Raw genomic sequence first — 15,226 nt, forward strand, 5'->3', positions numbered from 1 at the left:
CGGCGGCTCAGACCGGGCCCGGCCCCTGCCGCGGGGCGACGTCGGCCCCGCCGCCGGCGGGCGGGTACCGGCCGGCGGCGGCGAGGTCGGCGAGCTGGAGGGTGCGCGTGACGTCGCTCGGCGACACCACGCCCACGACCCGGCCCCCGTCGACGACCACCGCCCGCCCGTCGGTGCAGCCCTGCATCCGGCCCAGCAGGTCCAGCAGCGGCTCGTCCGGGCGGGCGGTCGGGATCTCCGACGGCGGGCAGGCGACGTCGCGCAGCCGCGTCGTCGCCCGGGCGCCCGGCGGCACCGACCGCAGCCGGTTGAGGGTCACCAGCCCGGCCAGCGCACCGCCGGCGTCGACCAGCGGGTAGGTGCTGAACCGGTGCGCCAGAACCACCTCGTGCAGGAACCGCTCGACCGGCTGGTCGGGGTCGGCGGTCAGCACCGGGCCGCTCATCACCCGGCCGACCGACAGCCCGCCGAGCCGCGCCGACGCGCGCGCCTGCTGCTCCTCGGCGGTCGCGGCGTTGACCAGGAACAGCCCGACCAGGCCCAGCCACAGCCCGCCGAGCCCGCGACCGGTGACCAGCTGCAGCGCGCCGAGGGCGATGAGCGCGAACCCGAAGAAGCGGCCCGCCCGGGACGCGGTCACCGCCGAGGACCACGGGTCGCCGCGCCGCCACCACAGCAGCGCCCGCAGCAGCCGCCCGCCGTCGAGCGGGGCGGCCGGGACCAGGTTGAACACCGCCAGCGACACGTTGATGACGGCGAGGTAGTCCAGCACCGCCACGGGCAGGCCGCCGGCGCCGGCCGCGCGGGCCAGCAGGCCGGCGGCCGTGAACAGGGCGCCGAGGGCGAGGCTGGTGAGCGGGCCGACGCCGGCGATGCGGAACTCCGCCCCGGGCGTGGGCGCGCCGCCGCGCAGCCGCGCGACCCCGCCGAGCAGCCACAGCGTGATGCCCTCGACCTCCACGCCGTTGCGGCGGGCGACCAGCGCGTGGGCCAGCTCGTGCGCCAGCAGCGAGACGAGGAAGGCCACGGCGGCGGCCAGCGCGGCGGTGGCGTAGGCCAGGCCGCTGCGGCCGGGCAGCACGAGCGGGAACCGGCCCAGCGCCAGGCCGCCCGCGATGATCAGCACGATCACCAGGACGCTGGCGTTGACGCCGACCCGGATGCCGGCGATGCGGCCCAGGCGGAAGGTCTCGGTCATGCGGGGCTCCTCCGGCAGCGGCTCCCTGGCGCCCTACCCGGTGGTGCGCGACGGACACGGGTCGCGGCCGGTCAGGGGCCGAACAGCACCTCGGCGCAGACCGGCCGGTAGCCGGCGGCGAGGAACGCCCGCAGCGACGCGGTGTTGGCCGGCGCCACCTGCGCCCACAGCGGCCCGCCGCCGGGGACCAGCGCAGGCGCCGCGGCGACCAGCGCGGTGCCCAGTCCGCGCCCGCGGGCGACCGGGTCGACCTCGACGCTGACCTCGTGCCGCCCGGCGACGCCGCGCCCGAGGACGAGCACGCCGGCACCGTCGGGCGTCGCCCACACCCGCACGTCGCGGCGGTGGTGCAGCGCCCGCTGCACGCGCGGGTGGTCGAGGTCCTCGACCGGCACGAGCTCGACCGGCCGGGCGGTGCGCGGCGCCACCAGGACGGCGTCCAGCGAGCCCGGCTCGGCGCCGACCCGGTCGGCGAGGGCGGCGAGGAAACGGGCACCCAGCGGCGCGGCGATCGGGTCGTGCGCCACCGCCTCCGCCACCCACCCGGGGTCGACGTCGGCCGCGACGACGTGCCAGGCGGACCCGCCGACGACGACTGCCCGCGCCCCGAGGGGCGCGGGCAGTGCGGTGACGCTGGCGTCGGCCGGGGGGTCGTCGCCGGCGGCCAGGCGCTCGAGGAGCCCGTTCAGACCCGGAAGCCGAGGGCGCGCAGCTGCTCGCGCCCGTCGTCGGTGATCTTGTCCGGGCCCCACGGCGGCATCCAGACCCAGTTGATCCGGATGTCGTCGACCAGGCCGGGGCCGGGGCCGCCGGTCAGGGCCTGGCGCGCCTGGTCCTCGATGACGTCGGTCAGCGGGCAGGCCGCCGAGGTGAGCGTCATGTCGAGGACGGCGACCTGCGAGCCGCCGTCGTCGGCGACGTCGATGCCGTAGACGAGGCCGAGGTCGACGACGTTGACGCCCAGCTCGGGGTCGACGACGTCGCGCATGGCCTCCTCGACGTCCTCCAGCAGCGCGGACTTGTAGGCCGGCAGCTCGGGGGTGTCGTTGGCGGTGGTCTCGCTCATGCCTGTCCTCCGGTCGGTGCGGGAGCGGCGGCCAGGGCGCGGGCGGAGGCGTCCTTGAGGGCCATCCAGCTCATCAGCGCGCACTTGATCCGCGCGGGGTACTTGGACACGCCGGCGAAGGCGACGGCGTCCTCGAGCTCGTCCTCCAGCTCCTCGGCCACGGCCGGGTCGCCCTTGGACTGCATCAGCGTCATGAAGTGCTCGCCGGTGGCCAGCGCGTCGGTGACCGGGCGGCCCACGACGAGGTCGTACATCGCCGAGACCGACGCCTGGCTGATCGAGCAGCCCATGCCCTCGTAGGACACGTCGGCGATGGTGTCGCCGTCGAGGTGCACCCGCAGGGTCACCTCGTCCCCGCAGGTCGGGTTCACGTGGTGGACCTCGGCCTCGTACGGGTCGCGCAGCCCGCGGCCGTGCGGGTTGCGGTAGTGGTCCAGGATGATCTCCTGGTACATGGACTGCAGCTGCATCAGGCGGTTGCCTCCTCCGGCGTCACTCCGAAGAAACGCTGCGCAGCCCGCACACCTTCCACCAGCGCGTCGACGTCGTCGTACCCGGTGTGCACGTAGAACGTGGCGCGGGTGGTGGCCGGGACGCCGTAGCGGCGGACCACCGGCCAGGCGCAGTGGTGCCCCACCCGGACGGCGATGCCGAGGTCGTCGAGGACCTGGCCGACGTCGTGCGGGTGGATGCCCTCGACGGTGAAGGACACCGCTCCCCCGCGGGCGACGGTGTCGGGGGGGCCGATCACGGTGACGCCCGGGATCGCCTGCAGCTGCTCGAGGGCGTAGGCGGTGAGCGCCTCCTCGTGCGCCTGCACCCGGTCCATGCCGAGGGCCTGCAGGTAGTCGACGGCCGCACCGAGTCCGACCACCTGCGCGGTCATCGGCACGCCGGCCTCGAACCGCTGCGGCGGCGGCATGAAGGTGCTGCCCTCCATGCGCACGACCTCGATCATCGAGCCGCCGGTGAGGAACGGCGGCAGCGCGTCGAGGACCTCGTAGCGGCCCCACAGCACGCCGACGCCGGTGGGCCCGAGCATCTTGTGACCGGAGAAGACGAGGAAGTCCGCGCCCAGCGCGGTGACGTCGACCGGCTGGTGCGGCACCGACTGCGCGCCGTCGACCAGCACCAGCGCGCCGACCTCCCGCGCCCGGGCCACGATCGGCTGCAGCGGGTTGATCGTGCCCAGGATGTTCGACTGCTGGGTGACCGCGACCAGCTTGGTCCGCTCGTTGACGACGGTGGACAGGTCGGAGAGGTCCAGCCGGCCGTCGTCGGTGAGGCCGAGCCAGCGCAGCGTGGCGCCGGTGCGCTCGCACAGCTGCTGCCAGGGCACCAGGTTGGCGTGGTGCTCCATCTCGGTCACGACGATCTCGTCGCCCTGCCCGACGGCGTACCGGCGGAAGGACGGCTCCTTCGCCGTGGCGGCGTTGGACAGCGCGTAGGCGACGGTGTTGACCGCGTCGGTCGTGTTGCGGGTGAACACGACCTCCTCGACGGCGGCGCCGATGAACCCGGCGATCGTGGCGCGGGCCGCCTCGTAGAGGTCGGTGGCCTCCTCGGCGAGCTGGTGCGCGCCGCGGTGCGGGGCGGCGTTGTGGTTCTCGTAGAAGTCCCGCTCGGCGTCGAGGACGCTGCGGGGCTTCTGCGAGGTGGCGCCGGAGTCGAGGTAGACCAGCCGCTTCCCGTCGCGCACGGTGCGCGACAGGATGGGGAAGTCCGCCCGGATCGCCTCGACGTCCAGGGGCAGGGGCTGCTTCTGCGCCCCGGCAGCGGGACGCGAGACGGTCGAGGTCATGCCTTCGCGGTCTCCTTCGAGCCCTGGACGTAGGCGGCGTAGCCCTCCGCCTCGAGCTTGTCGGCGAGCTCCTTGCCGCCCTCGTCGACGACGCGGCCGCCGACGAACACGTGCACGAAGTCGGGCTGGATGTAGCGCAGGATCCGCGTGTAGTGGGTGATCAGCAGGACGCCGACGTCACCCTCCTCGCGGGTGCGGTTGACGCCCTCGGAGACGACCCGCAGCGCGTCGACGTCGAGACCGGAGTCGGTCTCGTCGAGGACGGCGATCTTCGGCTTGAGCAGCCGCATCTGCAGGATCTCGTGGCGCTTCTTCTCACCGCCGGAGAAGCCCTCGTTGACGTTGCGCTCGGCGAAGGCGGGGTCCATCTCCAGCGCGGTCATCTCCTCGCGCACGTCCTTGACCCAGGTGCGCAGCTTCGGGGCCTCGCCCTTGACCGCGGTGGCGGCGGTGCGCAGGAAGTTCGACACCGAGACGCCGGGGACCTCGACCGGGTACTGCATGGCGAGGAACAGGCCGGCGCGGGCGCGCTCGTCGACGCTCATCGCGAGGACGTCCTCGCCGTCGAGGGTCACGGTGCCGCCGGTGATCGTGTACTTCGGGTGGCCGGCGATCGAGTAGGCGAGGGTGGACTTGCCCGACCCGTTGGGGCCCATGATCGCGTGGGTCTCACCCGACCGGACGGTGAGGTCGACGCCGCGGAGGATCTCCTTGGCGTCGTCGCCCTCGCCGACCGTGACGTGCAGGTCGCGGATCTCCAGAACCGACACTTCTTCTCTCGCTCCTCAGTTGCCGGCCGCGAGCGGGAGGCTGCCGTCGGCTTCGGTGTCGACGAGCACGTCCTCCCCCTCCACGCGGACCGGGTAGACGTCGACCGGCTCGGTGGCCGGCAGGTTGGTGGGCTCGCCGGTGCGCAGGTCGAAGCACGACCCGTGCAGCCAGCACTCGATGGTGGGGGCGCCGTCGAACTCCTCGACGTCGCCCTCGGACAGCGGGACCTCGGCGTGCGAGCAGACGTCCTGGACGGCGTAGACCCCGCCCTCGAACCGGACGACGGCGACGTCGACGTCGGACAGCTCGACCCGCAGGGCCCCGTTCTCCGGGACGTCGGAGAGGGCGCAGACCCGCTCGAAGGCCATGGGTCAGGCCACCCCGACCGGCTGCTCGACGTGCTGGTCCTCGAGGCCGGGCAGCGCGCCGAGGCGGGCCTCGATGGAGCGCATGATGCGGTCCTGCAGCGCGTCGACGCCGATGTGCTGGACGACGTCGGCGAAGAAGCCGCGGACCACCAGGCGGCGGGCGGTCTCGGCGTCGATGCCGCGGGAGCACAGGTAGAACAGCTGCTCGTCGTCGAACCGGCCGGTGGCGCTGGCGTGGCCGGCGCCGACGATCTCGCCGGTCTCGATCTCCAGGTTGGGCACCGAGTCGGCGCGGGCGCCGTCGGTGAGCACCAGGTTGCGGTTGAGCTCGTAGGTGTCGGTGCCGGTGGCGGCCGGGCGGATCCGGACGTCGCCGACCCACACCGTGCGCGCGCCCTCGCCCTGCAGCGCGCCCTTGTAGAGCACGTTGCTGGTGCAGTTGGGCACCGCGTGGTCGACCCAGAGCCGGTGCTCCTGGTGCTGGGTCTCGTCGGAGAAGTAGACGCCGAACAGCTCTGCGGTGCCGCCGGGGCCGGCGTACTGCACGTTGCTGACCAGCCGCACGAGGTCACCGCCCAGGGTGACCACGACCTGCCGGAAGCTGGCGTCGCGGCCGACGACGGCGTCGAACTGCCCGCCGTGCACCGCGCCCGGGGCCCAGTCCTGCACGGACACGACGGTCACCCGCGCGCCGTCGCCCACGAGGACGGCGACGCCGCCGGCGTAGCGGGCCAGGCCGCTGTGGTCGAGGACGACGGTCGTCTCCGCAAACGCCCCGACCTCGACGACGAGCTGCCCCCAGACGACGTCGTCGGACCCGGTGCCGGCCAGGCCGAGGGTGACCGGGCGGTCGGGGCGCGCCTCGGCCGGCACGCGGACGACGGCGGCGCCGCCGCTGCGCCGGCGGGCGAGCGCGGCGAGCCGGTCGACCGGCTCGGGCAGGCCCTTGAGCAGCGGGTCGTCGGCGTCGACGCTGGTCAGCTCGACGCCCTCGGGCAGGTCGGTCGTCCACTGCAGGTGGGCCTCGGACGGCGCCCCCTCGAGCAGCGGGCGGACGCGGCGCATCGGGGTGAAGCGCCACTCCTCCTCGCGGCCGGTGACGCGGCCGAAGGCCTCGGGGTCGGTCGAGGTGAACCGCTCGGCCGGCGAGCCGGTCGGGGCGGTGCCGCCGTGCGAGTGCGCGCCCGGGGCCGCCTGCCCGGCGGTGCCCGTGCCGGCCGCGGGGACGGCCGGGGGTCCTGCCTGGGTGCCCACCCCCTCGCCGAACAGCTCGCCGGCGAGGGTGGCGGACTCGGTGGTGAGACCGGTGGTGCTGGGGGTGTTCTGCTCCGGCATCAGCCGACGGCACCTTCCATCTGCAGCTCGATGAGCCGGTTGAGCTCGAGGGCGTACTCCATGGGCAGCTCGCGGGCGATCGGCTCGACGAACCCGCGCACCACCATCGCCATGGCCTCGTCCTCGGACAGACCGCGGCTCATCAGGTAGAAGAGCTGGTCCTCGCTGACCCGCGAGACGGTCGCCTCGTGGCCCATGGCGACGTCGTCCTCGCGGACGTCGACGTAGGGGTAGGTGTCCGACCGGCTGATCGTGTCGACCAGCAGGGCGTCGCACTTGACCGTGGACTTCGAGCCGTGCGCGCCCTCGTCGATCTGGACCAGGCCGCGGTAGGACGTGCGGCCGCCGCCGCGGGCCACGGACTTCGACACGATCGTCGAGGAGGTGTTCGGGGCGGCGTGCACCATCTTGGCGCCGGCGTCCTGGTGCTGGCCCTCGCCGGCGAAGGCGATGGAGAGCACCTCGCCCTTGGCGTGCTCGCCGGTCATCCAGACCGCCGGGTACTTCATGGTGACCTTGGAGCCGAGGTTGCCGTCGATCCACTCCATGGTCGCGCCCTCGTGGGCGATCGCCCGCTTGGTGACCAGGTTGTAGACGTTGTTCGACCAGTTCTGGATGGTCGTGTACCGGCAGCGGGCGTTCTTCTTCACGATGATCTCGACGACCGCGGAGTGCAGCGAGTCCGACTTGTAGATCGGCGCCGTGCAGCCCTCGACGTAGTGCACGTAGGCGTCCTCGTCGACGATGATCAGCGTCCGCTCGAACTGGCCCATGTTCTCGGTGTTGATCCGGAAGTAGGCCTGCAGCGGGATCTCGACGTGCACGCCCTTCGGCACGTAGATGAACGAGCCGCCCGACCACACCGCGGTGTTCAGCGCGGCGAACTTGTTGTCACCGGACGGGATGACCGAGCCGAAGTACTCGCGGAAGAGGTCCTCGTGCTCCTTCAGCGCGGTGTCGGTGTCGAGGAAGAGGACGCCCTGCTCCTCGAGGTCCTCGCGGATCTTGTGGTAGACGACCTCGGACTCGTACTGGGCCGCGACACCGGCGATCAGCCGCTGCTTCTCCGCCTCGGGGATGCCCAGCTTGTCGTAGGTGTTCTTGATGTCCTCGGGCAGCTCGTCCCACGAGGTGGCCTGCGCCTCGGTGGAGCGCACGAAGTACTTGATGTTCTGGAAGTCGATCCCGGACAGGTCCGACCCCCAGTCGGGCATCGGCTTGCGGTCGAAGAGCTTGAGCGCCTTGAGGCGGCGCTCGAGCATCCACTCGGGCTCGTTCTTGCGCGCCGAGATGTCCCGGACGACGTCCTCGTCCAGGCCGCGGCGGGCGGAGGCCCCGGCGACGTCGGCGTCGGCCCAGCCGTACTGGTAGCGGCCGAGCTGCTCGATCTGCTCGTCCTGCGTCAGCGGCGTGCCGGTCACCGGCTGCTGGGTGCTGGTCATGCGGGCGTCCTCTCCCGGTCGCTCGTGGGGGTGGTGCTGGTGGACGGTGCGCGGCCTGCCTGGCGTGGGACGGCCCGCGCTGCTCGCTCACCGGGTACAGGGCGCGCGGGGCCGTCTGTGTTCCCCGCGCCGGTGTGAGCCCGGGCGCGTGAGGGCCCGGGGATGTGGGTGGTGCAGACGCCGTCGCCGTGGGCGATGGTCGCCAGCCGCTGCACGTGGGTGCCCACGAGCCGGCCGATCACCGCCGTCTCGACCTCGCACAGCTGCGGGAACTCCGCCGCGACGTGCGCCACCGGGCAGTGGTGCTGGCACAGCTGCCCGCCGCTGGCGATCGCCGACGCCGAGGCAGCGTAGCCCTCGGCGGTCAGCGCCTCGGCCAGCGCCCGGGCCCGCTCGACCGGCGCACCGTCGGCGCGGGCTACGGCGTCGGAGGCCCGCTGCTCGAGGCCGGCGAGCTGGGCCTGCGCGACCGCGCGGACGGCGTCGGGACCGCCGGAGGCGGCGACGTACCGCAGCGCGGTGAGCGCGAGGTCGTCGTAGGCGTGCGCGAAGCCGGAGCGGCCGGCGTCGGTGAGGTGGAAGTGCCGGGCGGGCCGGCCCCTCCCCCGCTGCGCGCCCGGCGCCGCCCGCTCCTCGACCCGGCCCTGGGCGGCGAGGGCGTCGAGGTGGCGCCGGACGGCGGCCGGGCTGACGCCCAGCCGGCCGGCCAGCTCGCTGGCGGTCTGCGGGCCGTGCTCGAGCAGCAGCGCGGTCACCCGGTCACGGGTGCGGACGTCGTCGGCGCGCGCCGCCCCCGCCTGCACCGTGCTGGTTTCCACAACACGATTGTGACCTATTTCGGGAGGCCTGCAAGCAAGGTCGCCCTAACCCACCCGGCCCCCGACCGCGCAGGTCAGGGGCCGGGTGGGGCAGGTCACGCCTGCGCGGCCGCGGCGGGCTCGGCGTCGTGCTGGGTGTCCTCGACGCGCAGGTCCAGGGCGCCGTCGGAGACGCCGACGACGACGTGCCGGCCGGCCGCCACGCGGCCGTCGAGCAGCAGCCGGGCCAGCGGGTTGTCGACCTCGCGCTGGATCGCCCGGCGCAGCGGCCGGGCGCCGAACTGCGGCTCGAACCCGCGCTCGGCGATCCAGGCGACCGCCTCGTCGGTGAAGGTCACCTCGATGTCCTGGGCCGACAGCCGGCGGCGGGTCTCGTCGAGCAGCAGCCGGGTGATCTGCTGCAGCTGCTCGGTCTCCAGCTGCGAGAAGACCACGATCTCGTCGATCCGGTTGAGGAACTCCGGCCGGAACGACTCGCGCAGCCGCCGCATGAGCCGGTCGCGCAGCCCGGCGTCGGCGGCCGCGGCGTCCCCGGTGCCGAAGCCGAGCGGGGCGTTGCGGCCCTGGATCAGCTCGGAGCCGAGGTTGCTGGTCATGATCAGCACGGTGTTCTTGAAGTCGACCGTGCGGCCCTGGGAGTCGGTGAGCCGGCCGTCGTCGAGCACCTGCAGCAGGGTGTTGAAGACGTCGGGGTGGGCCTTCTCGATCTCGTCGAGCAGCACGACCGAGTAGGGCCGGCGGCGGACCGCCTCGGTGAGCTGCCCGGCGTCCTCGTAGCCGACGTACCCGGGCGGGGAGCCGACCAGCCGGCTGACGGTGTGCCGCTCCTGGAACTCGCTCATGTCCAGCCGGATCATGCGGTCGGAGTCGCCGAACAGCGCCTCGGCCAGCGCCCGGGCCAGCTCGGTCTTGCCGACGCCGGTGGGGCCGAGGAACAGGAAGCTGCCGATCGGCCGGTCGGGGTCGCCCAGCCCCACGCGCGAGCGGCGCACGGCCTCGGCCACCACGCGCACCGCGTCGTCCTGGCCGACCACCCGCTCGTGCAGGCGCTGCTCCAGCGACAGCAGCCGCGCCATCTCCTCCTGGGTCAGCTGGGCCACCGGGATGCCGGTCTGCCGCGAGATGACCTCGGCGACGTCGTCGACGCCGACCTCCGGCACGCCGGCCTGGCCGCCGCCGGTGCGGGCCTCCTCCAGCCGGCGCTGGGCCTCGGCGAGCTGGTCGCGCAGCTCGGAGGCGCGCTCGTACTGCTCGGCGGCCACCGCCTGGTCCTTCTCCCGCTGCAGCCGCTCGACCTCCTGCTCGAGGCCGCGCAGGTCCGTCGGCGGGGTCTTCACCCGGCGGCGGACGCGGGCACCGGCCTGGTCGATGAGGTCGATGGCCTTGTCCGGCAGGTGCCGGTCGGGGACGTAGCGGTCGGAGAGGTCGACGGCGGCGCGGATGGCGTCGTCGGTGAAGCGCACCTGGTGGTGGGCCTCGTAGCGGTCGCGCAGGCCGCACAGGATCGCCACGGTGTCCTCGACGCTGGGCTCGGCCACCAGGATCGGCTGGAACCGGCGCTCCAGCGCGGCGTCCTTCTCGATGTTGCGGCGGTACTCGTCCAGCGTCGTCGCACCGATGATGTGCAGCTCGCCGCGGGCCAGGGCCGGCTTGAGCATGTTGCCCGCCCCGCCGGAGCCCTCCGAGGCGCCGGCGCCGACGACGGTGTGCAGCTCGTCGATGAAGACGATCACCTCGTCGGAGTGCTCGCGGATCTCGTCCATGACCTTCTTGAGCCGCTCCTCGAAGTCACCGCGGTAGCGGGTGCCGGCCACCAGGCCGGTGAGGTCGAGCTCGACGAGCCGGCGGCCGCGCAGCGTCTCGGGGACGTCGCCCTCGACGATCTGGGCGGCGATGCCCTCTACGATCGCGGTCTTGCCGACGCCGGCGTCGCCGATGAGCACCGGGTTGTTCTTCCGGCGCCGCGAGAGGACCTCGACGGTCTGCTCGATCTCCGCCTCCCGGCCGATCACCGGGTCGATCTGGCCGTTGCGGGCCATCTCGGTGAGGTCGCGGCCGTACTCGTCCAGCGTCGGGGTGCTCGACTGCTGGCCCTGGCCGGGGCCGCCGGGGCGCCCGCCGCCGGGCTGGGGACCGCCGGTGGCGGCCTGCTGGAGGGCCTCCGGGGTCACGCCGTGCTCCCGCAGCACCCGCCCGCCGGGGGAGTCGGGGTTGACGGCGAGGGCGAACAGCAGGTGCTCGGGGCCGATGTAGGTGCTGCCCAGCGCACGCGACACCCGGTGGGCGTCGAGCAGCGCGCGCTTGGCGGCCGGCGTCAGGGACGGCGCCTCCTCGCGCGGCTCGCCGCGCTGAAGCTGGCCGTCGAGCTCGCTGCGCAGCCGGTCGGGGTCGGTGCCGGTGCGGGCCAGGAAGGCGCGGGTGGTCTCGTCGCCGGTCATCGCCCACAGCAGGTGCTCGGTGTCGAGGTCGGCGCTGCCGGTGGCCACCGCCTGCCCGGCGGCGGCGTTGACCAGCTCGCGCGCCTGCTGGCTGAGGAACTGGGTGATGTCGACGCGCTGACGGGGCGCGCCCTGCCCGCCGCCGAGGTAGCGGGCGAAGAAGTCGTCGAAGGGGCTCCCGTAGGGGCCGGGGAAGAAGGGGCTGGTCATGCCTCACGTCCAGGTCGGTCGGGTGGGTCGGGAGGTGGTCGCCGGAGGGCTCGCGTCAGGGGGAGCCCGTACCCGGGATGGCACACCGTCACCGAGAGCGGCGCATCAGCCATTCGCCTGTCTGCAGCGCGTCCGGGGACGCGGCGCTTCCCCGGTGTGATCTGCCCTGAGCGAACCGGGAGGCGCCCCGCCCGCGGCTAGCATCGGGACGTGCGGGTCTCCTCTGCCGTCGTCTCCCGGATCGCCCTGGTCAACCTCCTGGCCAACGGCGCGATCGTCGTCACCGGCGGCGCGGTGCGGCTCACCGGCTCGGGGCTGGGCTGCCCCACCTGGCCACGGTGCACCGACGCGAGCTTCGTGGCCACGCCGGAGCTGGCCGGCCACGGCGTGATCGAGTTCGGCAACCGGCTGCTGACCTTCGTGCTGGCCGCGGTCGCGATCGCCACCGTCGTCGCCGTCTTCCGCTCCGGCCGCCGTGACCTGCGGGGGCTGGCCGTCGCCGCGTTCCTGGGCATCCCCGCGCAGGCGCTGCTCGGCGGGGTGACCGTGCTGACCGGCCTGAACCCGTGGACGGTGGCCGCGCACTTCCTGCTGTCCTCGGTGCTGGTCGCGGTGTCCACGGTGCTGTGGCTGCGCTCGCGGGAGCCCGGGGTCGGGCAACCGCTGGTGCGCCGGCCGATCGCGCTGCTGGTCGGCGGGATCGCCGCGGTGACCGCGGTGGTGCTGGTGCTGGGCACCGTGGTCACCGGGTCGGGCCCGCACAGCGGCGACCTCGACGAGACCGGCGCCCCCTCCGGCGGGCGGATGGGCTTCGACCCGGAGACGGTCAGCCAGCTGCACGCCGACGTCGTCTTCCTGCTCGTCGGGCTGACCGTCGCGCTGCTGGTGGCGCTGTACGCCATGGACTCCCCCGGCAGGGTGCGCCGGGCCGCGCGCGACCTGCTGGTCGTGCAGCTGCTGCAGGGCGTGGTCGGCTTCGTGCAGTACTTCACCCACCTGCCCGTGGTGCTGGTGCTGCTGCACATGCTCGGCGCGGTGCTGGTGACCGCCTACACCGCGCGGCTGGCCTGGTCGGTCCGCGGGCCGGCGACCGAGCGGCCCCTCGACACCCCCGCCGTCCCCACCGCCGCCGCCCGCTGAGGGACCGCGGGGTCACCCGCCCGTCGTCGACCTGCTGCGCCCTCGGCGGCCCTCCCCCGCACTGCTCACCGCACCGGCCTCACGGCGCGGTGCCCGACCTCGCGCTGTGGCGTGAGGTCGGGCACCGCACAGCGAGGTGGGGCCTCCTGCGAGGCCGGGCTCAGCCGCGCAGGTCGACCGTCCAGATCTCGCCGTCGAGCGTGACGACGTAGGCGGTCCGGCCCACCACCTCCATGGACGTCGGCCGGTCGAGCGGTCCGGCCACCACCTCGAAGCCGCCGTCCCGGGTCACCCGCAGCAACTGTCCGGTGTCCGGATCCGCCGGCGACCCCTCCGGGTTGCCGGGCGTGAAGACGCCCTGCGACAGGGCGTAGACGCCACCCCGACCGCGCTCGACGTCCACGAGCAGCCGGCCACCCGAGGCGACCTCGCGGACGTGGTCGTCACCAGGCCGGAAGGCCACCACCCGGCCGGTCTCCGGCTCGTGCGGGACCGGCCCGGCCAGGGCGAGCAGCACGCCGCGGCCGTGGGTCGCGAGGCCGGTCGGGACGACGTTGTCCAGCGCCAGGACCTCGCTGACGTCCCCCTCCGTGGTGACGTACAGCACCCGGTTGTGGTGGCCGTCGGTGACGAGGAACCCGCCGGCCACGGCCTCCATGGCGTACTGCAGGCCGCTGGGGACGAAGAAGTCGGTCTCCGGCGGGTTCTCCACCGCCCAGGCACCGATGTCAGCGACGACCGTGCAGGTGTCCGGAGCGTCGACGCGGTAGAGCCCGACGACGTCGTCCCCGCCGACGTCGGGACCGACGAGCGACACGAGCACGTACGCGGTCCGGCCCCGGAAGGCGACGTCCATCGCACCGCCCGGCCCGTCCGGGAGCACCCGCTCCGGCAGGCAGTCCGCCACCGTCGTGGTCTCGCCCGTGCGGCGGTCCACGCGGGTCAGGTCGCCGGAGACCGGCTCGGTGACGTAGAGGTCCCCACCGGGACCGACGGTGCTGCCCGAACCGCCGTCCAGTTCACCGAAGAGCAGCTGCGGCTCCGCGGCGTCCGGCGGGGCCGCGGCGGCCGTCGCGGGCGCGGCCAGGGCGACCAGCAGCGCGGCAGCGGCGACCGACGGGATCCGTCCTGCAGTCCTCATGGTCCTCCCCCTTCTCCTCCCGGCCCCGTTCCCCGCGGCCGGGACGGCACCGCGCCGCCCCGGTGCCACGGACCGGACAGCCGGTCTACTCCGTCGCCAGGAGGGTCGGGCCCCGGTGCCGCCGCCGCGGATCGGGCCAGCGGCACGGCACCACCTGCCGTGACGGCCGCCGGACGCGGCGCGCAACGGCACCGGGCCGGCTACCAGCTTCCCGAGGAGCGAGGTGCGCCTGACGACGGTCACCGCGCCCGCGGAGACCGCGCTGCGCCGCACGTCGACCTGGTGCTGTCTCGCAGCCGTCGAGACAGCACCAGGTCGACGACGGACGCGCCCGTGCCGCCCTTCGAACGTCGAGATCACGGGATCTCGACGGAGCAGTGAGGCGCGGGCGGGGTCAGACGAGGACGTCGACGGCGATGGCGATCGACAGCAGCGTCATGTGCGTGATCGACACCGAGAACAGCTTCATCGGCCGGTCGGGGACGGCGCTGCGGATGCGGGCGAGCCACTGGTGGGTCTCGGCCACGTACCACGCGCCGAGCAGCCCGCCGCCGACGGCGAAGGCCCAGTTGAGGACCGGGCTGACCGAGCCCATGAGCAGCGTGGCGCCGAGGGTCGCCCACGCCCACACGACCGACTGCCGGCCCACGCTCTCGGGACCGGCCACCACGCTGAGCATGGGCACGCCGGCGCGGGCGTAGTCCTCGCGGAAGCGGCTGGCCAGCGCCCAGAAGTGCGGCATCTGCCAGCAGAAGACGACGGCGAAGAAGGCGAGCGCCGGCCAGTCGAGCGAGCCGGTCACCGCCGCCCAGCCGATGAGCACCGGCGCCGCCCCGGGGAAGGCCCCGAAGACCGTGTTGTGCCGGGTCCGGCGCTTGAGCACCATCGTGTAGACGACGGAGTAGGCCAGGATCGCGACCGCGGCCAGCGCCGTGGCCAGCGGCGTGGTGGCCACCCACAGCAGCGTCAGCGACGCCGCGGCGAGGACCAGCCCGAAGGTCAGCGCGGCCCCCGGCGACACCACCCCGGCCGGGATCGGCCGGTCGCGGGTGCGCGACATCAGCCGGTCGATGTCGCGGTCGTACCAGCAGTTGAAGACGTTGGCCGCGCCGGCGGCGAACGTCCCGCCCACCATCGTGGCGCCCACCAGCCGCCAGGACGGCCAGCCGTCGGCGGCCATCATCATCGCCGGCAGCGTGGTGACCAGCAGCAGCTCGACCAGCTTGGGCTTGGTCAGCGCCACGTAGGCGCCGACCACGGCGGGCAGCCGGCGGGCGGGGACGACCGGGCGCTCGGTGAGTGCCGTCACCGCAGGTCCTCCCCCGCGTGCTCGCGGGGCGCCACCGGGCACGCAGACAGCACGGGGGTCCTCTCGAACCGGGGGATGAACGGTGCCCACTGTATCCCGCAGGAGCCGCGCCCACGGGGCGGGATGACTAGGGTCTGATCACGTTGACGCCACGCGGACAGCGGGTAGGGCCGTCGCCGACGACGGAGC

Annotated in this window: 14 protein-coding genes; 1 reads left to right on the forward strand and 13 read right to left on the reverse strand. The window is 74.1% G+C overall.

Going from position 1 to position 15,226, the window contains the following annotated elements:
- Positions 1-7: 7 nt before the first annotated feature.
- The 11 genes from ACI8AD_RS11520 to ACI8AD_RS11570 form a co-directional block, all read right to left on the reverse strand.
- Positions 8-1,198 carry a site-2 protease family protein gene (locus tag ACI8AD_RS11520; protein ID WP_456870658.1) on the reverse strand — a complete coding sequence of 397 codons (1,191 nt, stop codon included), beginning with the start codon at positions 1,196-1,198 and terminating at the stop codon, positions 8-10.
- A 71-nt stretch (positions 1,199-1,269) separates the two neighbouring features.
- Positions 1,270-1,737: a GNAT family N-acetyltransferase gene (locus ACI8AD_RS11525; protein ID WP_456870659.1), complete on the reverse strand. Its 468-nt coding sequence runs from the start codon at positions 1,735-1,737 to the stop codon at positions 1,270-1,272.
- A 146-nt stretch (positions 1,738-1,883) separates the two neighbouring features.
- The gene (locus ACI8AD_RS11530; RefSeq protein ID WP_456870660.1) at positions 1,884-2,264 is read right to left on the reverse strand and encodes a metal-sulfur cluster assembly factor; all 381 of its coding nucleotides are present in this window, start codon (positions 2,262-2,264) and stop codon (positions 1,884-1,886) included.
- Positions 2,261-2,734, reverse strand: coding sequence for a Fe-S cluster assembly sulfur transfer protein SufU (gene sufU / locus ACI8AD_RS11535; RefSeq protein WP_456870661.1), 474 nt, complete (start codon positions 2,732-2,734; stop codon positions 2,261-2,263). Before sufU ends, ACI8AD_RS11530 begins: the two co-directional genes overlap by 4 nt.
- Positions 2,734-4,065: a cysteine desulfurase gene (locus ACI8AD_RS11540; RefSeq protein ID WP_456870662.1), complete on the reverse strand. Its 1,332-nt coding sequence runs from the start codon at positions 4,063-4,065 to the stop codon at positions 2,734-2,736. The genes sufU and ACI8AD_RS11540 overlap by 1 nt, the downstream gene beginning before the upstream one ends.
- Positions 4,062-4,835, reverse strand: a complete 774-nt coding sequence (gene sufC / locus ACI8AD_RS11545) for a Fe-S cluster assembly ATPase SufC (protein WP_089405652.1) — start codon at positions 4,833-4,835, stop codon at positions 4,062-4,064. The genes ACI8AD_RS11540 and sufC overlap by 4 nt, the downstream gene beginning before the upstream one ends.
- A gap of 15 nt (positions 4,836-4,850) precedes the next feature.
- Positions 4,851-5,204 (reverse strand): Rieske (2Fe-2S) protein, encoded by a 354-nt coding sequence (locus tag ACI8AD_RS11550; RefSeq protein ID WP_456870663.1) that lies wholly within the window; start codon positions 5,202-5,204, stop codon positions 4,851-4,853.
- 3 nt (positions 5,205-5,207) lie between these two features.
- A complete protein-coding gene (gene sufD / locus ACI8AD_RS11555) occupies positions 5,208-6,539 on the reverse strand; it encodes a Fe-S cluster assembly protein SufD (protein ID WP_456870664.1) in 1,332 nt (443 codons plus the stop codon).
- On the reverse strand, positions 6,539-7,981 hold the full coding sequence (gene sufB, locus ACI8AD_RS11560; protein ID WP_456870665.1) for a Fe-S cluster assembly protein SufB: 1,443 nt from the start codon (positions 7,979-7,981) through the stop codon (positions 6,539-6,541). Before sufB ends, sufD begins: the two co-directional genes overlap by 1 nt.
- The gene (locus ACI8AD_RS11565; RefSeq protein ID WP_456870666.1) at positions 7,978-8,799 is read right to left on the reverse strand and encodes a helix-turn-helix transcriptional regulator; all 822 of its coding nucleotides are present in this window, start codon (positions 8,797-8,799) and stop codon (positions 7,978-7,980) included. The genes sufB and ACI8AD_RS11565 overlap by 4 nt, the downstream gene beginning before the upstream one ends.
- A gap of 95 nt (positions 8,800-8,894) precedes the next feature.
- Positions 8,895-11,447 carry an ATP-dependent Clp protease ATP-binding subunit gene (locus ACI8AD_RS11570; RefSeq protein ID WP_456870667.1) on the reverse strand — a complete coding sequence of 851 codons (2,553 nt, stop codon included), beginning with the start codon at positions 11,445-11,447 and terminating at the stop codon, positions 8,895-8,897.
- Between the two features lie 210 nt (positions 11,448-11,657).
- On the opposite strand from ACI8AD_RS11570, the gene ACI8AD_RS11575 reads away from it, so the two are divergent.
- A complete protein-coding gene (locus tag ACI8AD_RS11575) occupies positions 11,658-12,587 on the forward strand; it encodes a COX15/CtaA family protein (protein ID WP_456870668.1) in 930 nt (309 codons plus the stop codon).
- Positions 12,588-12,747: 160 nt separating this feature from the next.
- On the opposite strand, the gene ACI8AD_RS11580 is transcribed toward ACI8AD_RS11575, so the two are convergent.
- Positions 12,748-13,728: a ScyD/ScyE family protein gene (locus ACI8AD_RS11580; protein ID WP_456870669.1), complete on the reverse strand. Its 981-nt coding sequence runs from the start codon at positions 13,726-13,728 to the stop codon at positions 12,748-12,750.
- A 394-nt stretch (positions 13,729-14,122) separates the two neighbouring features.
- Positions 14,123-15,037: a heme o synthase gene (locus ACI8AD_RS11585; protein ID WP_456870670.1), complete on the reverse strand. Its 915-nt coding sequence runs from the start codon at positions 15,035-15,037 to the stop codon at positions 14,123-14,125.
- Positions 15,038-15,226: the final 189 nt, after the last annotated feature.

It is taken from the genome of Geodermatophilus sp. SYSU D00766 (assembly GCF_054049915.1).